Source organism: Bacillus cereus, assembly GCF_002577405.1.
In the GTDB taxonomy this organism is placed as follows: Bacteria; Bacillota; Bacilli; order Bacillales; family Bacillaceae_G; genus Bacillus_A; species Bacillus_A cereus_AU.
Window position 1 is genome coordinate 83,168 of sequence record NZ_NULR01000001.1, and the last position, 21,529, is coordinate 104,696.

The window sequence follows — 21,529 nt, forward strand, 5'->3', positions numbered from 1 at the left end:
GAAATATGCATTGCATAATTAGGAGATGATTCACTTGAAAACGCAATATACTGTAAGTACATATTTATTAGACCGACTTAGCGAATTGGGAATTGAGCATATTTTTGGGGTCCCTGGTGATTATAATTTAGCTTTTTTAGATGATGTACTAGCACATGAAAATTTAGAGTGGATTGGCAATTGTAATGAATTAAATGCAGCATATGCAGCAGATGGATACGCTCGCATAAAAGGAATCGCTTCTCTAATTACTACTTTCGGCGTTGGAGAATTAAGCGCCATGAACGGAATTGCTGGCTCATATGCAGAAAACGTACCTGTTATAAAAATAACTGGTACACCAACAACAAATGTAATGGAGAATGGCGAACTCGTGCACCATACATTAGGGGATGGAAAGTTTGATCACTTTTCCAATATGTATCGAGAGATTACAGTTGCGCAAACAAATTTAACCCCTGAGCATGCTGCTGAGGAAATTGACCGTGTACTTCGTGCATGTTGGAATGAAAAACGTCCTGTTCATATTAATTTACCGATCGATGTACATAATAAACCCATTAATAAACCTACTGAGCCACTATTAAATAATCCGATTTTAAGTAATCAAGAAGCATTAAATAAAATGCTTCTTCATGCCACTTCGAAAATAAATAGTGCCAAAAAACCGGTTATATTAGCTGATTTTGAAGTGGATCGATTTCACGCTAAAGAATATTTATATCAATTCGTAGAAAAAACTGGGTTTCCTATCGCAACATTAAGTATGGGAAAAGGAATATTCCCTGAAAAACACCCTCAATTTATAGGGGTTTATACTGGCGATGTTAGTTCAGCATACTTGCGAAAAAGAATTGATGAATCTGACTGTATTATTAGTATCGGTGTGAAATTAACTGATACTATTACTGGCGGTTTTACACAAGGTTTTACGAAAGAGCAAGTAATAGAAATCCATCCATATACTGTGAAAATTATAGATAAAAAGTATGGACCGGTTGTAATGAAAGATGTTTTACAGCAGTTAAGTGATGTAATTGAACATCGTAATGAGGAAACACTTGATATTAAGCCATTTATTTCAGAATCACTATCTATTACTGAAGAGTTTAACCCAAAAGAACAAATGATTACACAAAAACGTTTTTGGCAACAAATATACCATTTTTTACAAGAAAATGACATTTTAATTGCAGAGCAAGGAACCCCTTTCTTCGGTAGTGCTACTATCCCTTTACCGAATAACACAACATATGTAGCACAGCCATTGTGGGGGGCAATCGGCTATACAATGCCTGCTCTACTTGGTACACAGCTCGCTAATTTATCGCGGCGCAACATTTTAGTTATTGGTGATGGTTCTTTTCAATTAACTGTCCAAGAGTTATCGACTATACTACGTCAAAATTTAAAACCGATTATATTTTTAATCAATAACAATGGATATACTGTTGAGCGTGCAATTCACGGTCAAAACGAACCGTATAATGACATACAAATGTGGGATTACACAAAACTAGCGAACGTATTCGGAACAGAAGAAAAAAGCCAAACATTTAAAGTAGAAAATGAAACAGAGTTAGCAGAAGTCTTAACTAAAATAAGTATTAATAAGAATCAACTTACCTTTGTTGAAGTTGTAATGAGCCAAGGGGATCAGCCTGAATTGTTAGCTAAACTTGGGAAAAGATTCGGCCAACAAAATTCTTAAAAAGAAAAGCGTAACTATAATAGGTTACGCTTTTCTTTTCATATCTTTATTCAGCAAGAGTTAGCTGCCAAGACACACCATATTTATCATTTAACCAACCAAATTTTTTACTAAATGGATAGGCACCTAAAGGCATAAGTACTGCCCCATCCTGCGCTAATTTATGAAAGACAGTTTCAATTTCTTCTTCCGTCTCACAAGTTACATAAAGAGACATAGCTGGTGTAAATGTAAAATCATGATTTACAAAACTATCAATACACATGAACTCTTGGCCATTTAGCGTAAAAGTTGCATGAATTACAGTTCCCTCTTTACCAGGTCCATTTTCATCATAGCGAGAGATACTTACAATTTCTGATTGATCAAATAGCGACGTGTAAAAATTCATCGCTTCCTCAGCTTTACCCTCAAACATTAAAAACGTAGTAATTTTTTGATTTGTGTTACTCATATAGTGACAGCCCCTTGTTATGTATTTATGCAAAACATACATCGGTTCATAAAAACCGAACGTATATTCCTATAAATGTATTGTCTATAAAAACGATGAGTTTGTCAAATATCTACTTTTTTATTTCTTTTTAAATAATGCTGTCCAAAGAAATGATTCTCCAAACATTTCATTTGGTTGTTCCATTTGTTTCATCTTTCTAATTTCAATCACTTCAAATTCTTTAAATATCTCTCTTAATTTCTCTTCTGAATATGCTAGACCACCTTGTAAACTCCATCCTCTATATACGTCCCAATCTGTTATTTCTGATCCATTTCGCTCATCTAAATCGCCTGCTGCAAAACATGTTAATCCAAAATAACCACCCGATCTTAAAGATTTTTCAATTAACTCTATATAATTCATTCTTCTATGTGGTGGAATGTGATGAAGACAACCTGAATCATAAACAAGATCAAATTCATTTTGAGCCTCTAAATTAAAAATCGAATCACAAATAAATTCAATTTCTACCCCTTTTGCTAAAGCTCTCTCTTTCGCCCAATTAATGCCTTCTATAGATAAATCTACTGCGGTTACATCAAATCCTTCATTTGCTAGATAAATTGCGTTTCTACCCGGACCACATCCAAGTTCTAGTACTTTTCCTTTTGAAACCCACTTTTTTTGTATATACGAAACTAGGTTCTCATCTGGTACATTTTCAAAAAACGGAACATCTTTTTCTCTATTTGCATAAAATTCATTCCAAAATGGTTCTGCCGGTCTTAATAATGAATCCAACATTTTTAAAATATCCTCTTGTGTACGTAACGTTTCATTTTTCATTAATACCCCTCCATGAATTAATAGTCAGAAAATTATTATATATCTTTTAGAACCTTCAGACAAAGAAAAAACCTCCTACATTCAATAGGAGGTTTTCTCTTTAAAATCCAAGTATAGATAACCATTTTAACAACTTCTCTTCTCGCGCTTTTAAATCATCACTCCTAAGCTTACCTAAATGTATTTCACTAACAATTTCTCCATCCGCCATAAAAAGAACTCTTTCTGTTTTCGCTGCTACCTTTACATCATGCGTTACTAACATAATTGTAGTTCCATCGCGGTTAATATTTAATAAGATTTGCATTACTTCTTCTGTTGATTTTAAATTTAGAGCACCCGTTGGCTCATCAGCAAAAATAATATTTGGATTATTAATGAGCGCTCTACATATAGAGACCCTTTGTAATTGCCCTCCGGATGCTTCGGTTATATAATGAGACGCTATATCACTTATCCCCATTTTCCCCATTAGCTCCAGAGCACGTTCATTTACTATTTTCTTACTCTCACATTTCGCTAAATATGCTGACAAAATGATATTATCAAATAGATTCAAGTTTCTCAGAAGGTTGCTCTGCTGAAAAATAAATCCTATTTCAGTAAGGCGCAATTTCGCTAACGCTTCTTCTTTCATACATGATAATTCTTTACTATCAACTTTCACACTTCCAGATGACATTTGATCCATCCCGCTAATAGTATAAAGTAACGTCGATTTTCCGGAACCAGAAGGTCCCATAACCGATACAAATTCTCCCTCATAAATCTCTAAATCTATATTTTTTAACAAGTGATAATTTGCATTTCCATCTATTGAATATATTTTGTTTAATTGTTTTACTTCTAAAATTTTTTTCACGTTACAACCCCTACTCTCCATTTCGTTTTAAATCGTCTGTTTGTTTCATTGTAAAACTACTGAAAAGTGTTGTTGCTGTCACAGATATAAATAATATAGCTGGACACATTACATAGGAAACGATCGGATTCACGACAAACTTTATATGACCTGCTCCCATAAATGAGCCTAACCAACTTACTAACATCTCACCAAACGTAGCAGCTATACATGTCCCTGTTAAAATGCCTATTAATACGATGACAATAAAACGAGTTATATACTGTATACGAATATCTTCGTTAGAAAAACCAATACTTTTCATAATTAATATTTGAGAGGAGTCCTTTGCCAATAACATTTTAATAAACATCGCAGTAATTAAAACCGATATCAATATAGCAATCAAAATTGCCGCTTGAGTAACGAGTCTTAATTGTTTAATTGTCTCTCCTAAAGTTTGTGATAAATAATTACCTGTATCTGTTATTTTTGCAGAATGAAAATTTTGTTTATATTCCTTCACTTTTTCTTGCAAATCCACATTAGAATTCAAATCTACATTTACTACATACCATAATATATTTTCTTTGTTATACGAAAAGCTCGCTTTAGCTGTTTTTCCACCGTTTGTTACATCTTGATATATACCACTAATCGTTAGCGCTTTCTCTTTTCCATCTACAAATAAAACGATCTCATCCCCTACATTCTTTTTTAATTCGTTTGCGTTCATATAGGATAGTGCTATTTCATTTTCGTTTTTGGGTTCCATACCTTGGAGATACTCTATTGGAAATTGAGTGAAGTCTCCCACTTCCACATTTAAGTTTTCCTGTGTACCATCAGCATTCACCATTTTAAATGTACTCGTTACAAATGCTGCATATTTTTCTACTTCATCAGCATTTCGTAAATATGATATAACATCCTTAAATCTTTTCTCTATATTTTCAGTTTGCTGTAAATCTATTCGTATATCACTTTTTCCTGTCCCCATATAATTCACAAACTTCGGTGACTGAATCGTATACAAAAAGTTAACAGGTACAACAATCATGAACACCGCTATTATTAAAACGATACTTAATACTCGGTATAACTTAAATCGCTTCACAACATCTTGTATACCTATAAATATATTTACATTTTTAATTTTTGTTTTATTGAGTAGAAAGGATTTTCTAATTTTTCTTTTTCCTAATTTATCTCTTGATCGTAAAGCATCGTTTTATGTAATCTTGGAGTACACTACAGAGCTGGCTATCACAGATTTACACAACATAGCGTTACTACTCTACCAGTTACTATATAGTTCTAATATAAGTTCAGCTAAAAGGATTGCATCGAGGTGAAGTTTTACCTATTCAACACTCCTCATAGTTTACTTCCCATTTCTTTTGATCAATTTGTAAAGTATTTACATAAGGCTGTACCTCAGGTAATGTATTACCTAATAGGGGGAATACAAAGTGATTAAGAAGCTATTTAGAAAACTTGCAGATGACTTTAAGAGTGACTGGGGAGCTATGAGGGAACACAAAGAGAGAATGGATCATTTACCTACTAAGGCCGTTCTCGTGTATAGCGGTAATAGAGAGTTTGTCTTTACAGGTACAGATATGGTGCTGTTCCTAGGTAGTGGACGTAATAAGAAGTTGTACTTGAAGAATCAACTAACTGGGAGAAACGTTAACTTTTATAAGGACAGTAGAATATCTTACGAGACGGTAGATTACATAAAAGCTACTAAGGAAATACTTTAGTATGTTAACAATGAATAAAACTAGTGAGGTAGGACTATAAAGGTTCTACCTCTTTTGTTTGTGTTGGTGAGGTGGAATAATATGAGTAGTACCTAACAGGGGAATTCTCCAAGGTGATTTTACCTTCTCAGGTAGAGCTCAATAGTTATGTTTTTATACCCTTTATAGTTCCTATGTTGATGTACTGAAAAGTGACCACATCGAGGCGGGGGATTTACTATTTAGTAAATCCCTATAGCTACAACTAACAAGGCGACCGAGCCAGCAAATCACTTGTTCATTACTATCTCCATAATATCCATTAGTTTCCTACCTCCCAATTGCTACTCTATAAGTTGTTCTCTTGTAGGTACCCGCATGAGACACCCTAAATCGTATATTCGTTCCAGTTAATTTATTTTCAACATATAGAGTTTGGTATTTCTTATTAAAGTTAGCTATAAAGTTCATTGCATCAGCACCTATGAGAACGACTCTATCGTCACCGATATAAAACTCAATAGCAGCCTGATCTAGATTATCGGGCCCGTTAACCCACTTCTCCCACTTCTTAAACCACTTAAACATTTTATATTCCTCCTCTTAGTTTTCATAAATAGTTATTCTATTTATTCCCAATTTCCCCCTATCAATACCACCTGAGACGGCACCTATTTTAGTCTCCTACTTTTGTCGAATACTAGCTCACAAGTTTTGTCTGAATAGTACACCTTGTTAGTTTGCTGTCTCAGTGAATCTATTAGTTAATAATCATTTGCAATATCTCCCTTGAGAACGTTAACTCAACGACTAAAACTGTGGGGGTCGTTACAATAAGTGCTTGACCACGTTATTTTTGTATTTGACTTATCAGCTTCACCTAATAATCCCGGCCTCGTGTATTCATGTGTAGAAATCTCCCCGAGGCAACCTAGCTAGAACACTAATTAGCACTAAAATTGAGAATCCTGACTCAAGAGTTTAACTGTGAGTTATACCTTCTCAGGATAAAACAAAAGAGATCGACTACATAGTTATCTTCCTCAGATTAACTATATAACCCATCTCTCTAGTTACTTGTTCGTATACGAGCTAGGTAAATCTATTTAGCTCACCTCTGTAGTTTAACTAACTTGTCCACCTTATAAGTCCTTTATTTATCTTTCAATATGAGCTGGCATGCTTTAGCGCCTTCTAAAGAATGGCAACTAATTGGGTCACCCTCGCAAGTAATCTATATGTATCGATTCTACATAGTTATTGACTTGTAGATAGTACCTCTTATAGAATAACTACATAGCTTATAACTCTCTAGCTATGAACCATTGAGGTAAAACCTTTCATAGTCAAACTTGCGCTGAGGATAGTAATAGTTCAATCGTTTCTTGTGGGTATGAAGTTGAAAAAATCCCTTCTTTAATTCCTTGCTCTAAAACTTCCGCTAATACAGGAGATAAATGAATAATGGATTGTACTAAACTTTTTTGATGCATTTCTGCATTATTTGGTTGATGAAATTGCTCAATCATTTTATCTTTTACATCCCCTGATTTTGGCGATTGCTCCATCAAAACCCGCAATAACTTTTCTAATACTGGGATGTTTGGATTAGAGACGATTACTTTTGCTTTAGCAACATCTTCTTTAATGATTCTCATAATAATCTCATCCATCACTTCTTCTTTTGACTTAAAATAGTGATAAAACGTCCCTTTTGCTATCCCTATCTCTTTTAAAATGTCATTTACTGTTGTTTTCGTATAACCTTTCGTAACGAATAAACGTTCAGCAGTTACTAAAATTTCCTTTCGTCTCTCCTCATACTCCTTTACAATTCGCATTCATGTTCTCCTTCCCGCCAGACCGACTGTCGGTCTATTTAAATTATATGTTTAGTTAGTAAAAAGTTTCCTAATTATTGTACATATACAACACCATACTTTTTATTTCCTTTTTAGATTTTTAATTATTTTAATACGGTGAATGAAATTTTAAAGATTGTTTCAATGCAATTACTTTTCTACTTATATCGGTTGCTTTGAGTAAAAATAAAAAAGAGCCGCAATGCTTTGCGACTCTTTCATAATAACTATTTAACGGCCACGTCTTTGCTGACCTTGTTTTGTATTACCTTTTTTACTACTTGGCTTATTAAATGATCGATTGTTTTCATTTCTTGAACTATTTCTTGAATCACGTCTTGAACCTTCACGGCTATCTTTTTGACGATATTGACCTGATTTCTTTGGAGCCGGCTTTGGTACCGGTTTTCCATTTTCATCAACACGTTTTATCTTCGGTTGTTCGATTATTTCTCTTTTCAGTGGTGCACCAAGCGTTTTTTCAATTTCTTCTAAATGTTTTTCATCTTTCGCTGCAACGAATGTAATCGCAAGACCTGATCCACCTGCACGTCCTGTTCGGCCAATGCGGTGAATATAACTTTCTACATCTTCTGGAATATCAAAGTTAAATACATGCGTTACACCATCTACATCAAGTCCACGAGCTGCTACATCAGTCGCAATTAAGTACTGAATTTTAGCTTCGCGGAAACTCTTCATAACTCTTTCACGTTTCGCTTGAGGTATATCACCATGAAGTTCAGCACAATTATAACCTCTCCCTTTTAAATCATCATATAGCTTACTTGCTCTAACCTTTGTACGACAGAAAATAACTGCTAAAAATGGCTGATCACGATCCATAACAAAGCGAAGTGCATCTGGTTTTGCACGATCTGTCGTCTCAATAACACGCTGTTCAATTGTATCTACCGTTACTTCTTCACTTTGTACTTGAATCATTTGCGGCTCATCCATATAACGTTTCGCCAATTTTTTAATATCTTTTGGCATCGTTGCTGAGAATAACATCGTTTGTTTACTACCAGGTGTCTCATCTAAAATATCTTCAATATCATATAAGAAACCGAAATAAAGCATTTGATCCGCTTCATCTAGTACAATCGTTGAAAGATTACTTAAATCAATTGTTTCACGTCGAATATGATCTAATAATCTTCCTGGTGTCGCTACAACAATATGTGTATGACCTTTTAATTTTCTCAATTGCTGTGCTACATCTTGTCCGCCATAAATCGCTAGTACATTAATGTCTTCTCTATGAACAAGCATTTTTTTAATTTCAGTTGTAATTTGCAGTGCTAGTTCCCTTGTTGGCGCAACAATTAAAGCCTGAACATCACTAGACGCTGGATCGATTTTTTCTAAAATCGGTAACACGAATGCTAACGTTTTACCCGTTCCTGTTTTCGCCTGCCCAATAATATCTTTACCTGACATAATAACAGGAATTGCCTGCTCTTGAATTGGTGTTGCTTCTGTAATTCCATTTTCACGTAATGTATGATTAAAAGTTTCACTAATTCCTAATTCTAAAAAGTTTTTCAAATAGACCACTTCTTTTCCTTATTTTTCACATTAGCTTTCATTGTACCATTTGTTTCGCCAAATATGAAAAATAAAAAAATTCTTATCTTCTTTTTTTATATTCATTGTGTACTAGGTGGGTAAATTCTTTTTGTTTTTTCTCGGAATTTATTAGTGCTTCCATGTTAGTAGAAGACAAAATGAACTTCTTAATTTTGCGATATGATGTTTTAATTTCATGTCATTTCGAGGATAATTTATTCTCTTATTTGTTGTCAGTTAAGGAAATGAAGGTACAGTAGAAATGAAAAGACCTCGTTTAGAAGATTAAAAACTAGCAGAATATATCAATATACAGAAAAAAGAAGTTGATCATCCACATACAGTAGGTAATCAGCTTCTTTTATTGTGAAATAGACTTTTTCAGTTGTATTTTAATCAAACTTTTTTCAAAACGGTTAAACTTTGTTATATGATCAGTTACAATAAAGATGTTTAATTCTGCCCTTATAATGACACAAAACACCGTCCAGTTAACCTAGACGGTGTTTTTAATAGTTGTTTAATTTCCCCTGGGCCAATACCTTCATGAATTCCCTTTTCTACTTGCTGCTGCAATTAAAAAATAAAATTGTAGAAATCGCCTTTGACTTAAGCATAAATTACTCGGTAAAGGATTTAAGTCTTTTTGATCAGTTGAGGGTAGAAACCATAGATGCAGCTATAGATCCAAAAAATAAGCAATCACTTAATTTATTAAGAAAGTTAGGAATTAAGGAGAATGCAAAGAATATGGTAGTTAGAACGTAACCAATCAGGAAAAGCAAGTACAAAATAAAGGATCGGCCTTATGAACTTAGGGAAAAGGAAAGGGATTTTTGAAAAAATATATTAGATTAACAACACAAAAAATCGCTAAATACGGTTTGTAAATCTTTTCACCAGAATCTTTTCCGTACTCTTTATTGATTCACTGCTTTTGCTACAAGGGCAGCATATGCTTCTGCACCTGCTTTTGTTAAATGTACGCCATCAGGTTCAAAGTATGCCTGATTTCCGGCACTTGCTGCATACCAATCAACTAACACCACATTTTTGTAAGCTGATGCTGCTTCTTTTAACTTCTCATTCACCAACGATTCCCACGGACGTGGTACTCTCGTATTAATTAATATAATTTTACGTTCATCTCCAATCACTTTTATTAATGATGCTAATTGCTCCTTAGTAAATGCTCCATTTGTACCTAATCCAATAATGACATGATTTCCTAAATTCCCCTCATTCTTTAGCTGTTCAACAACAGGGATTGCTTTGGACATTTGCCGCCCTATTTCCGCATCAATCCTAATATTAGGAAAAGTATTTTTTAAATACGGAGCAATATCAATCATGATTGAATCTCCTACAGCTGTAACTGTTAGAGAGTCTTTAGGCTGTGTGGGAATCGCTTCTTTTTGTTCTTCTTTATTTTGAGGTGGTTCATTAGCTGGTTTATCCCAAACTGCAACGGGATGTTTAGCCTGCTCTTCTTGCACTGCTTCCACCTTATCTTTTGAAGGATTCTCCTTTGCTTTACTAGCTGTAGTTAATCCAAAAGTAGCTATCGAAGAAATAAATACTGCACATATTAAAGCTAACTTACCACTTACAGTCAAGTTTCTTATTTTCAAGTTCTTAATTCGAATATTCTTCAATGCGCCTTTTCGTATTGGATTTTCAATAAACTTCCACGAAATTTGTGCAATAACTATAATTAGGAGAAATTGAAGAATTGCTCTTGTAATCGAAAACTCTCCAGCATTTCCCTTCGGAGTCGTCAATGTAATAATCGGATAATGCCAAAGATATATTCCATATGATCGCACACCCATCCAACGCAGTGGTCTAAATCTCAAAAATAGTGCGATTCTGCTAGCCGGATGCGCAAGGTTAGCGACTAACAAGGCTGTAGCAATTGATAAAAGAACCATTCCCCCACGGTATAGAAACGGCTCATATTGATTCGTCTTCCAAAACATAATGAGAATGATACTAAGAGCAACTCCCCCAATAACATCAAGAATAAGACGTGCTTGCGGAATAATATTATTCGCAAGTCTACTGCTTGGCCAAATTAAAGCAAGTGCCGCTCCAATTAATAAAGAAAAAGCCCGTGTATCAGTACCGTAATAAATTCTACTTGGGTCAGAGCCTGGTTCATATAGAATTGCCATTGCTAAAGCAGATGCAATTGCTCCTAGACAAATAAATAAGATCATGCGTGATTGTTTTTTTATGTAATAAAATCCTAAACTAATGACGAACGGCCAAACCACATAAAATTGTTCCTCAACAGCTAACGACCAAAAATGATTTAGCGGAGAAGGCTGACCAAAGCTATCAAAATAAGATAATTTATGATAAATATACCACCAGTTACTAACATAAAATAACGCCGCTAATGAATCTCCACGCATTTTTTCAAGTAAAGAGCTATGAAAAATCGTAATCCATGCCAACGTTATAACGAGCATGACAAACATTGCTGGAAGCAATCTTCTTGCCCTACTAAGCCAGAATTTTTTCAAATTAATTCTCTTATTTCTCTTCCACTCCATCACTAGAATATCTGTAATTAAATAACCTGAGAGTACAAAAAATACAGTAACCCCTAAAAATCCTCCAGGCATCCAATTAAAATTAATATGATACAAAATAACACCTAGTATAGCTAGGCCTCTTAGACTGTCTAATCCAACCATATAACGACTATTTTCTTTAAAAGGTTTAGTCACCTACAATCACCTCTATTTCATGGAAATCTGGTAAATAATAGCAGTATAAAATGCTATTATTTACCTAAAATCGTATAAGCTAAACTATTAAAAACATCATTTGGAAAGGCTCTTTTTTATAATTACATGCACAGTAACTAATACTTTATCACGTTATCTGTTTCTGGTGTAAAAATTATTAAATTAGTTTTTTGTTCATCCCCCGACAAAGGGAAATATACTTAGTGAATAAACAAATTATTTGCTGTGTATCAATAGTTACACTTTTTTTCATATGGTTCTTTTGTTTCAATCACCTGTTCTACATAGGATGCTGTTTGCGGCAACTACTTTAGCTTGTTATATAATAAACAACCCTTTTCTAACATGTTGGCAATTCGAGATTGTTCTTGTTTCGAAACAGCTTCATTAAAAAACTCTTTTCCTTCCTCAGTCAATGAAAGGTATTTTGTTTTCTAGCCCTGTTCCCGATTAATTAATCCCAACTCTTCCATTTTGGTAACCTATTACAGCATTTATTTTCTGTTCTGAATTAAATTTAGTCATAAAAAAACGCCCCCCAGTTGTTAGACTGTGTCTAACAATTGGGGGGCAGTTCAAGTTTTGATACTGGTTTTTTTATGCTTTTATTTATGTAGTTGTTAATTTAGCATAGATGATAAAAAATAGGGTTAATTGCCCTATTATCACAATATTTGGTACTACTACAACCAAATTAATAACAAAAAAGACTGCTAAAATCCCTAAAAACAGGCATAAATGATAAATTTTCAAACGATGTTTTTCAAACCTGTATTGATGAAAAACAATTGTAGTTGACAGGAAATAGAGCAATACAGAACCAAAAACAAAATATAGGATAAATGAATAATAGACCTCATGTAAAAATAATAGTCTAATGGATGCTGCAACCATACTCAAAGACATAAAGATAAACAGATGACCGTAAATAATAATTTGACCGGAAGTTTGTCTAGACTTGTCGAGTTTCTTCTCCATGTTATCGAAATATTGCCACCACATCGAAATAATGAGGATAAATGAAATGATCGCAAAGCTTATTGAATCCCAATTTCCTTGTTTAGGTTGAATAACCACAAGAGTACTTATAAGAGCTTCCCCAAAGAGAATTATGGTAAATAGACCAAATCTCTCTAACAAGTGAGCTGTATTTGTAGGAACTTTTTCTAAACACTTTCTTCCAAGCAGTGGGACAATAATATCGATAAAAATTCCTAAATACAACGCAGCATATCGAATCCAAGAATCAAAAAAGACGGATAATAATGAAATAACGATTCCAATCCAAAAATATCTTCCTAAAAAGAGGGCTGCTTTTTTTCGAGCTCCCTCTTCTATACGCTGGACAATAAGATATTGGATTGCAGTCACGGCCCTTAAGCCAATATAGCCAATTAAAAAAGACAGATAATAAGGATCAAAATCAACGGATAAGCTTGATGTCATTATTAGGACAAAAAACATTTGCAGGATCAAAAAGATCTGTTGATGAAATAAATCTTTTCCAAACCGGTTAATAAAGATGGTTTGCCCTACCCAAGCCCACCAGATTGGAATAAAAATTAGGACAAACTTCACTAAATATTCTGCATGGATATAACCATCTTCAACATGGAGTAAAACATGAGTCGCAGCCGTCACCGCTGCCACAAATAACAAATCATAAAAGAGTTCTAACCACGTCACTTTTTTTCTTCCATTTTCGCAATCCCTCCTTATAGTTAATAGTATGCTAAAAACATATAGTAATAGGTTTCATCCAAACGCCAAGATAACAATGTGTTTTTGTTTTTCTTCTTCCAAATGTGATAGATAAGATTTCATCTGTATTCGGCAAACCTATTTATATTTCCAGAGTCTCTTCCCTTAACCACACTTTCTCTTCTTCATTTAAATAAGGAGCAAGCTTTATGTATACCTCTTGATGATAATTGTTTAACCATTGCTTTTCGCTCTCTGTTAACATATCCTTATTGATACCGGCTAAATCTATAGGGCAATACGTAATTGCTTCAAATTTCATAAATTGACCAAACTCTGTTTTCTCGTCTTCTACTACTAACATCATATTTTCAATTCTTATGCCGTATTTACCTTCTAGGTATATTCCTGGTTCATTCGTAATAATCATGCCTTTTTCTAATATAACGCTATTATTATTATTCCTTATGCTTTGTGGCCCTTCATGAACATTCAAGAAAAAACCTACTCCATGTCCTGTCCCGCACTTATAGTCCAAACCATACTGCCAAATAGGTTGTCTTGCTAATACATCTAAGTGAGGGCCTGTTGCTCCGTATAAATATTTTACTGAGCTTAATGCAATAAACCCTTTTAACACCAATGTAAAATCTCTTTTTTGTTCATCGGTAAGTTCTCCTAAAACAATCGTTCGTGTAATATCTGTTGTTCCATCATAATACTGTCCGCCTGAATCAATTAAAAAAAGACCTTCATTCCTAAGAGTATGTTGCGCTTCTTTATTAGCTTTATAATGCATCATCGCAGCATGTTCTTTATAACCTGCTATTGTATCAAAGCTAGGTCCAACAAATCCTTCCTGTCCCCTTCTGAAATCTTCTAATCTTTCTTCTGCGGCAATCTCTGTAATTTCTTCTTTATCTACAAAATTTTTAACCCATTTTATAAATTTCACCATGGCTAAACCATCTTTTATTTCACACCATTTTAAATTTTCTATCTCAACTTCATTTTTAATAGCTTTTAAATCATCCGTGATGTTAGGGCTTTCAATTTTCTTGGTATTACTGTTAATGGCATTATATAATATGATATTAGTTTTATCCGCATCCAAAATAACGGTATCTCCGCTTGAAATATTTCCTAAGAATGTTTGTATTTCATGATTCGCTTTTAACTCGATTCCTTCCGCCTCCAGTTCTAATTTAACCAAAGAGGGAACCTTGCAAGAATCAATAAATAAATAACATTTTTGTTCTGCTACGATTACATTAGCTATTACAACTGGATTGTTAGGCACATCGGCCCCTCTTATATTCAAAAGCCATGCAATTTCATCAAGTGAAGTTAAAATATAATAATTTGCTCCTTTATTTTTCATCTCTTCTCTTACTTCATTTAATTTTTCTACTCGTGATTTGCCTGCATATTTTACGTCATGAGTAAAAATTGGTCCTTTAGGAATCTCCGGTCTATCTTCCCACAGTTCACCAATTAAATCATGATTCATTTTTAATGCGACTTTCTTTGCTTTTAGATCTTTTTCCATCTTTTTAACCATATTAATTGAAAAAACATTTCCATCAAACCCTACAATGCTTCCTTCTTTAAGAACGTCTCCTAGCCATTCTGTATAAGATGGTACCCCTGGATCTACCATTCTAAATAAGCTGATTCCTGAGTTCTCAAGCTGCTTTTCAGCTTGAATATAGTATCTGCCATCTGTCCATAACCCAGCATCATTTAATGTAATAACTACAGTACCTGCTGACCCTGTAAATCCTGATATCCATTGTCTACCTTTCCAATGTTCTGCTACATATTCACTCTGATGTGCATCAAAACTGGGAATTATATAAGCATCCATTTGATTTTCTTTCATTAGCTGCCTTAACTTTTCAATTCTATTCCTGATATTCATTACTAATACCTCCATTTTCCTTAAGACTAAATTCTTTACTTTCACGCTTATAAGATAATATTTCTTCATCTTTCTTTTGAGAAATTATTTCTATAAACCTTGGAACAAGTTGTTTATTTTCTAAATTTGTACTTAAACTATACTTAATAAAGCTATCTTCTACTGAATCCACTATTTCTTGTTCATAGCTTCTTAAAACCATATCTTTCCTTTTAAGTGGGTAATCAAAAAAATGTGTTAAATGTACTTCAAATATATCAGCTAGTTTTTCAAGTGAATCAACTGCTATGGTAGTAAGCCCCCTTTCACATTGAGACAGAATTCCAAGAGATAGTTCGCTTTTTTTCACTTAACTCTTTCAAAGTCATTCCTTTTTCGGTCCTCAATTTCTTTATTTTTATTCCTATATTCATTATTTTACCTCAAATTTCATTTTTTTGAATGTTATAATTTTTATTAGTGTAAAACGCAAGATTTTATAAAATTCATTTAATTAATGTTAGCATATATTCTCTCAAGGGTTCTGGTGCAAAAAATACTCGATAGAAACATAGAGTGTCAATTTTCTTTAAATCACTAGCTTTTGAAGCTAATCCAAACGATTTATGAATGAAGAGCTGTTATTGATTCTAAACTAGATGAAGATAAGAAAAGAGAAATATTTATTATTCTAGGGAACTAACTATCACTTTAAATTAATCCCTAATTATATTTGAATTATGAGTGTAGTAAAAAGCCTTCCGTGTTTGCGCACGAAAGGCTTTTCATAAGATTGTGTATACATAATAGTTGTATAAACACCGTTCAAGGTTGTTAAGTTTTGTCTGTTTCAGTCATGATTATTGTGAGATTTGTTAATCTGATTTAATTTAAATCTATTTTATGAGTTGTTTGTCATTCCATATACAAGCCCTGAAATATATGGAATTAACCAAATGAACCACACAATTACACTTAATGTGTGGAACTTTGCAATCATTTTTATATCCTTCTTCTTTAAAACTAAAGTGGCCCAAACAGCATGAAATAGCATAAGTAAAATTGCCGATAAACCCGTTATCCCATGAAAGCTGAATAGAGAACCTTCTGAAGCCATTCTCTCCATTAATGTAGTCCCAATCGTATCGCATGCTAATCCAATCCAAAATATATACACATGCCAAGGTTTTAATGTTTTTTGAATTTTTTCACTCCAAACCCCAACTGAATAAAAAATAAGTGCAGCTGTAATAAATGTAATAGCTGATGCTAGCACATCAATCCCCCCTTTTCTAAACTCTTTCTTCCTTTTACGAGATTTATTTTATCTAAGGATTATGAACAGGGTATGAATGGAATATTACATTACACCATTTAACTTCTGTATCGCTTTCTACTTGTAAATTTCTATTTCAATTGAATATGCAATATTTCGTATTTTATTATTTTAATATTTCTTTATTAACTATCATTTTCTAGTACATCATTAATATCCATTGATAAATCAGCATTTGTAATTTAATTCCTTATATTAAGTCCTGAAGAAATAATTTCAACAATATATCCGAATAATTATATTGAAATATATTGTTCTACACATCTATACGTGCGTTATATATTATATATCAGAAGAGTAAGGTAAGAGTTACTCTTTGCCATTTTAGGAAAGGTTCTGTTGGAGACAACAGGACCTTTTTTTCGTAAATAGATTATTTTATAAAAATATTAACTAGCAAAATAATTAGTATTACTAAGGCTATTACTCCAATCGTTCTATTTGATTTATACATATATTAATAGTAAACCGAGGAAAGGAGGTTTTTTTATGGGTGAGCATACAAAATGTGTTTGCGAACAATTAGAAAGATTACAGTTAGGTACAGAAGTAGATGTTTTCCTTACAGGAACAACACTAGAGGATCTTATTTTTACTAACTTTAATCCGGATAATTTTTGTGTAACATTTGTAGATAACACAACAGAACCTGGCTCTATAATTGTTTTGGACTGTCGTGATATTCAAGCGCTTAGAATTGAAGCTGAGTAGAGTAAAGATGGGGCTTTGAAAAAAGCCCTATCTCAAAATTCCATAAGCATATTTCAATATAAACTATAAAAAAGAGGAGCCGGAAAAATGTCAGTTTTCATAAACTATGCTATTACTCCCAAAGTATTCAATCCTAATCTAACGTCTCTTCCAAATAACCAATCTTCTTTTATCCAAACCCCAAAAGAGGGTTCTAAAGATATTTGCTATCTTTTAGAAACATTTTACTTAGGAAAAAAAATAAAACAACTTTTAGTTAACGGTACAATCTTAAAAGCTTCTATATTTGTAGGATTCCATAATAGATCATGCCTTGCTACATTTATAGATGAAAACGGAGATATCACTGTAGTTAACTGTGAGCGTATTGATGCGATTGTGCTCTAATTGTGAAGTTACATTTGAATAAATAATCATTATTTTCTGGGCACATGTTAGTTCTTACACATAATACCAATAACTGTTACCATAAAAAACTTGGTCCGAAGTGTACTTATATACAATCCCTTTTTTGTCCAATTGAATAAAATTAAATATTCCGTCAATAATGTGTGTGACATTAGATTTTTTCCTTGTTCCCCCTTGGAGATGAGCAGTTAGCTAATTGAGCTAGCTGCTCTTTTATTTTCTGCAATTGGTTACATTTACCTGATGTTTTTAACGTAATATTACGTTAGAATATAAAAAAGTGAAATATATTGAGCTGTTATACCATTACCCTAGGAAACTAGGGTTTTTATTTCTACAAAATGAAATTTTTATATTAATCTTCTTGATCTGCGCTTCAGTGAATCCCTTGTATACTGCAAACACTTCTGGAAACTGACTCAAACACATATCAATAATCGTGTCGTCTGTTGTTCTAATAAAGAAGTACTTAACCTCACCCATATAATCGTTGTGTAAGTAATAACTCTTAATCTTGTGAGGGTAGTTATCAGCTTCCAAAACTTCATACAGCTTGATTTTCGTTTCATCCATATCGAACATAGATTACTGCCCCATCCACTTAACAACTTCTTACGTATCAAATGAAATTTAATTTTTTATCCTTGTACTCCATCTCCACAAATTCAGCTAAATCAATTTCTTTCATTATCAATTATTCTAGAAAGTAAAATGCTTCTTGTTCCCCTTCATTTTCTCTTACATTTTGAAACTGTAATTTTTGTTCTTCATCTAATTCAAATTTTACTTTTGCTTCTACAACCATCATTCAGCTCACTAGCAGACAACCAAAATTGTTGTTTGCTTTTTGTATAAGATTTTTCATTTTACATATACTAGTTTTGAGCCTATTACCAATGCAAGCCATTTTGGTGTTTTGAATTCCGACTAAACTTTTTTGTTGCATAGATTATTACATCTTTGACAACACTGTTTTAAAGCTCATTTTTGGTTATTCGTAGTTCTAGTCCAGAATAATTTTTCTCCAGTCTAGATACATAGTGCTCTTCTTTCAAATTTGATAGACTCTTTTTTTATGTATAAAAAAAAGAGCGAATCTACATTCGCTCTTTTCCACATATTTATGGCGCAAAGCTTATCATCCAACCTAACATAAATCCAAATACAGCAAACAATAGCATAAAAACAAATAAACTACACGCCCACAGTGCATATTTTCGACTCTTGCTTTTCGTGAGCATACCTACGACTGAACACAACAATCCTGCTCCAACTATTTGCAGAAAACCTTCGCCTATAAATGTTTCTTGAATAAGCAATATAATGTTTAAATACAATAACGCTAGAAAAGCAATTATTAATGAAATAATCCCCATCCTCGTTTCCTGTTTATAAATATGACTCTTTCTTTTTTTTAAGAATGCCAATTCCATAATCTCACTTCACCCACTTTCAAGTTTCTAACTTTTTCATGGCTCATCAATTTTTCAACTTCTCCTTTAGGTCCAGTTACAACTGCCCCGTATGTTTTTACCCCATTTTTTTCAAGGAAAGAAATACGTTTTGACAGCTCTAATGTTTTCGCTCTAGATAGCTTCACCGCTAAATCTTCATGCTTCTGTAATGACTTTAACACACCAATAAATTGTTCCTCATGAGGTGAATCACTTGAAAAAGGACCACCTAGACTTGAAATTAAATCTGCTGGAAAACCAATCGGTGCAACATACAGACCCTCATCATTCTTTTGCTTCTCCTCTAACCCTGTATTCACGGCATACCATACAATATCAATAGTAGGAAACATGTTCTCTACCTCTTGTACACTTAATAATTCTCTAAAAGATACAAATGCTTCTACTACAGATTCTTGTGGGAGACCTTTTAATACTTGTGCTTCTTCGCTACTACTATAAGACACATTATAATTATTAGGATGAGATAATACCTCGTTATCTATATATTGGACTTCCGGAATTTTTTCATCTGTTGTATATTCACGGCTTACTTTCGTTACTTTACTTAATAAATAATATGTTTTCTCTTCGCCTATTCGAATATCTTTCTTCCCTACCCTTTTATACAAATCAAAATGCAATTGTAAACTAAGCGGTAACAACGTTTGCTCCATGTCTCTTTCTTTCATATATACATTGGGTTCCGTTACACTTAACGTTTGATTTACTACATTCCGTATCTCCATTGCGTTTGTAGGTGCAAATACATAGTATAAGAGTGTAGATACATATAAAATAGGTTGAATAAGTAATAAAAAAGTAAATACAATTAAAACGTTCGTAATACGCGCTCTTTTTTTTCCTATTTTCAACACTTGCTCCTGTTTTCCATCAGGAAGAGAAGCAGGCCTTTGATGAAGAGCTTCTTGTAACAATTCTTTATAATCTTCTTGTTCAGAATGAGGTTTATCATTTGTCATTTTGACTCTTTTCCTCCTTTAACAATTGTTTCAATCTCTTTCTCCCACGAAATATGTGACTTTTATACGTGTTTAACTTTAAATCTAATACAGAAGCACCCTCTTCGTACGTTAATTGATGTACGTCACATAGTAAAATAGCTTGTGCCTCTACCAATGGTAAAGTGTGAATAATCTGAATTAATTTTTCATAACTATTTTTTGCAACTACATACTCCTCTGTAGATTCACTTGCTTGTATTGTCTCTAATTCCTCCGTTCCTACAAAAGCTACTTTTTTCTCTTTTCTAACAAAATCAATAAACGTATGATATGCCACTTTAAAAAGCCAAGATTTTATCTTTTGGTTTTCATAGTCTTCTAGATAAAGATACGCCCTGTAAAAAGTCTCCTGCATCAAGTCCTCCGCTACGTGATGGCTACGAGAAAGGGAAAATAAATACCGATACACATCGTTTATATAAACCTTGTATATTTCTTCAATCTCCATCCCCCTCCTCCTTTCATATATAACACGAATACGCACGTTAAAAAGTTGCATTATTTTTGCCTTTTATATTTTTTATTTAAAAAGAAATAACATTTGTACATTTTAATAACCATTTACAATTATAAACAAAATTTAGGATGTTATAACTATAAATTCATAAAAAAGAAAATACACTTGTCAGTTCTATTATTTTCATTCCCCTTCCCCCTTATAAAATGCATAATAATAACTAAATCATCCACATACATTTTACTGTACATATTTAGGTAGCGAAATAATGTGAATCATTGCATAACCCACATTATTTTATTTTGAACAGGTAATTTCCTATTTTCACGGAAATATACAATAAGAAAATCAATAAAATTGATTATTCCCTCACTTCTTTGTCTATCCTTTTAAAAAATCTATGTTTTTGTAAAAGGAGTGTTTATATGGAGAAACAGACACTTTGGAAAAAATTCAAAAAAAGCTCAGCTAACCTCGGGAAATCTAGTGTATATGAAAGTATTATTTTGTACTATACAATGAGAAAAAAAGGGTTACCTACTAAAGCAAAATTCATCATATTAGCCGCTTTATCTTATTACGTATTAACAATCGACTTCATTCCGGATATAGCTGCTATTATTGGGATTGGCTTATTAGATGATATTTTAGCAATTGCTATAGCACATAAATATGTAATGCGGCACGCAGACAGTGAAATTCGAAAAAAGAGTAAAATCAAAATGGAGTCATTATTTACTTCCACACAAACATAATAAAAAAGGA

19 protein-coding genes and 3 pseudogenes are annotated in these 21,529 nt (G+C 33.1%); 5 read left to right on the forward strand and 17 right to left on the reverse strand.

The genetic code is table 11. The features are described 5' to 3' along the window. Nucleotides 1–25: 25 nt before the first annotated feature. Nucleotides 26–1,711 (forward strand): alpha-keto acid decarboxylase family protein, encoded by a 1,686-nt coding sequence (locus COC96_RS00445; protein ID WP_098768082.1) that lies wholly within the window; start codon nucleotides 26–28, stop codon nucleotides 1,709–1,711. Nucleotides 1,712–1,757: 46 nt separating this feature from the next. Here the strand turns inward: COC96_RS00445 and COC96_RS00450 are convergent, their stop codons facing one another. The 4 genes and pseudogenes from COC96_RS00450 to COC96_RS00465 form a co-directional block, all read right to left on the reverse strand. Further along, a complete protein-coding gene (locus tag COC96_RS00450) occupies nucleotides 1,758–2,165 on the reverse strand; it encodes a VOC family protein (protein ID WP_088229118.1) in 408 nt (135 codons plus the stop codon). Nucleotides 2,166–2,285: 120 nt separating this feature from the next. Further along, nucleotides 2,286–2,996, reverse strand: coding sequence for a class I SAM-dependent methyltransferase (locus COC96_RS00455; protein ID WP_098768083.1), 711 nt, complete (start codon nucleotides 2,994–2,996; stop codon nucleotides 2,286–2,288). 100 nt (nucleotides 2,997–3,096) lie between these two features. Beyond that, complete coding sequence (locus tag COC96_RS00460; protein ID WP_142339934.1) at nucleotides 3,097–3,858, reverse strand: ABC transporter ATP-binding protein; 762 nt, start codon at nucleotides 3,856–3,858, stop codon at nucleotides 3,097–3,099. Nucleotides 3,859–3,868: 10 nt separating this feature from the next. Next, nucleotides 3,869–5,065: pseudogene (locus COC96_RS00465) on the reverse strand (ABC transporter permease); the annotation flags it as partial. A gap of 244 nt (nucleotides 5,066–5,309) precedes the next feature. Here COC96_RS00465 and COC96_RS00470 point away from each other — a divergent pair. Then, nucleotides 5,310–5,603: a hypothetical protein gene (locus COC96_RS00470; RefSeq protein WP_225316032.1), complete on the forward strand. Its 294-nt coding sequence runs from the start codon at nucleotides 5,310–5,312 to the stop codon at nucleotides 5,601–5,603. Nucleotides 5,604–5,912: 309 nt separating this feature from the next. On the opposite strand, the gene COC96_RS00475 is transcribed toward COC96_RS00470, so the two are convergent. From COC96_RS00475 to COC96_RS00515, 9 genes and pseudogenes are all read right to left on the reverse strand, one after another. Beyond that, a complete protein-coding gene (locus COC96_RS00475) occupies nucleotides 5,913–6,170 on the reverse strand; it encodes a polyprotein (protein ID WP_098266821.1) in 258 nt (85 codons plus the stop codon). A 761-nt stretch (nucleotides 6,171–6,931) separates the two neighbouring features. Further along, nucleotides 6,932–7,423: pseudogene (locus COC96_RS00480) on the reverse strand (TetR/AcrR family transcriptional regulator); the annotation flags it as partial. Nucleotides 7,424–7,675: 252 nt separating this feature from the next. Further along, nucleotides 7,676–9,004, reverse strand: a complete 1,329-nt coding sequence (locus COC96_RS00485; RefSeq protein ID WP_098266820.1) for a DEAD/DEAH box helicase — start codon at nucleotides 9,002–9,004, stop codon at nucleotides 7,676–7,678. Nucleotides 9,005–9,936: 932 nt separating this feature from the next. After that, on the reverse strand, nucleotides 9,937–11,751 hold the full coding sequence (locus COC96_RS00495) for an acyltransferase family protein (RefSeq protein WP_098768085.1): 1,815 nt from the start codon (nucleotides 11,749–11,751) through the stop codon (nucleotides 9,937–9,939). A 630-nt stretch (nucleotides 11,752–12,381) separates the two neighbouring features. Continuing rightward, complete coding sequence (locus COC96_RS00500; protein WP_098768086.1) at nucleotides 12,382–13,491, reverse strand: low temperature requirement protein A; 1,110 nt, start codon at nucleotides 13,489–13,491, stop codon at nucleotides 12,382–12,384. A gap of 29 nt (nucleotides 13,492–13,520) precedes the next feature. Further along, nucleotides 13,521–13,592: pseudogene (locus COC96_RS27820) on the reverse strand (IS6 family transposase); the annotation flags it as partial. A 23-nt stretch (nucleotides 13,593–13,615) separates the two neighbouring features. Further along, entirely contained in the window at nucleotides 13,616–15,394 is a 1,779-nt protein-coding gene (locus COC96_RS00505) for an aminopeptidase P family protein (protein WP_098768087.1), read from the reverse strand. Further along, on the reverse strand, nucleotides 15,378–15,743 hold the full coding sequence (locus COC96_RS00510; protein ID WP_255287967.1) for an XRE family transcriptional regulator: 366 nt from the start codon (nucleotides 15,741–15,743) through the stop codon (nucleotides 15,378–15,380). Before COC96_RS00510 ends, COC96_RS00505 begins: the two co-directional genes overlap by 17 nt. A gap of 531 nt (nucleotides 15,744–16,274) precedes the next feature. Then, nucleotides 16,275–16,649 carry an HsmA family protein gene (locus COC96_RS00515; RefSeq protein WP_098266816.1) on the reverse strand — a complete coding sequence of 125 codons (375 nt, stop codon included), beginning with the start codon at nucleotides 16,647–16,649 and terminating at the stop codon, nucleotides 16,275–16,277. 549 nt (nucleotides 16,650–17,198) lie between these two features. On the opposite strand from COC96_RS00515, the gene COC96_RS00520 reads away from it, so the two are divergent. Together COC96_RS00520 and COC96_RS00525 are read left to right on the forward strand one after the other, a co-directional pair. After that, entirely contained in the window at nucleotides 17,199–17,420 is a 222-nt protein-coding gene (locus tag COC96_RS00520) for a hypothetical protein (protein WP_002161827.1), read from the forward strand. A gap of 87 nt (nucleotides 17,421–17,507) precedes the next feature. Continuing rightward, nucleotides 17,508–17,807 (forward strand): hypothetical protein, encoded by a 300-nt coding sequence (locus COC96_RS00525; RefSeq protein WP_098266815.1) that lies wholly within the window; start codon nucleotides 17,508–17,510, stop codon nucleotides 17,805–17,807. A gap of 327 nt (nucleotides 17,808–18,134) precedes the next feature. On the opposite strand, the gene COC96_RS00530 is transcribed toward COC96_RS00525, so the two are convergent. The 4 genes from COC96_RS00530 to COC96_RS00545 form a co-directional block, all read right to left on the reverse strand. Further along, nucleotides 18,135–18,410 carry a hypothetical protein gene (locus tag COC96_RS00530; protein WP_255287936.1) on the reverse strand — a complete coding sequence of 92 codons (276 nt, stop codon included), beginning with the start codon at nucleotides 18,408–18,410 and terminating at the stop codon, nucleotides 18,135–18,137. A 539-nt stretch (nucleotides 18,411–18,949) separates the two neighbouring features. Further along, nucleotides 18,950–19,261 carry a hypothetical protein gene (locus COC96_RS00535; RefSeq protein WP_098266814.1) on the reverse strand — a complete coding sequence of 104 codons (312 nt, stop codon included), beginning with the start codon at nucleotides 19,259–19,261 and terminating at the stop codon, nucleotides 18,950–18,952. Then, nucleotides 19,243–20,265: an anti-sigma factor gene (locus COC96_RS00540; protein WP_098768088.1), complete on the reverse strand. Its 1,023-nt coding sequence runs from the start codon at nucleotides 20,263–20,265 to the stop codon at nucleotides 19,243–19,245. The genes COC96_RS00535 and COC96_RS00540 overlap by 19 nt, the downstream gene beginning before the upstream one ends. After that, nucleotides 20,255–20,755: a sigma-70 family RNA polymerase sigma factor gene (locus COC96_RS00545; RefSeq protein WP_098266812.1), complete on the reverse strand. Its 501-nt coding sequence runs from the start codon at nucleotides 20,753–20,755 to the stop codon at nucleotides 20,255–20,257. Before COC96_RS00545 ends, COC96_RS00540 begins: the two co-directional genes overlap by 11 nt. A 434-nt stretch (nucleotides 20,756–21,189) precedes the next feature. Between COC96_RS00545 and COC96_RS00550 the strand changes: the two genes are divergently transcribed. After that, the gene (locus COC96_RS00550) at nucleotides 21,190–21,519 is read left to right on the forward strand and encodes a YkvA family protein (protein ID WP_088233298.1); all 330 of its coding nucleotides are present in this window, start codon (nucleotides 21,190–21,192) and stop codon (nucleotides 21,517–21,519) included. Nucleotides 21,520–21,529 lie beyond the last annotated feature (10 nt).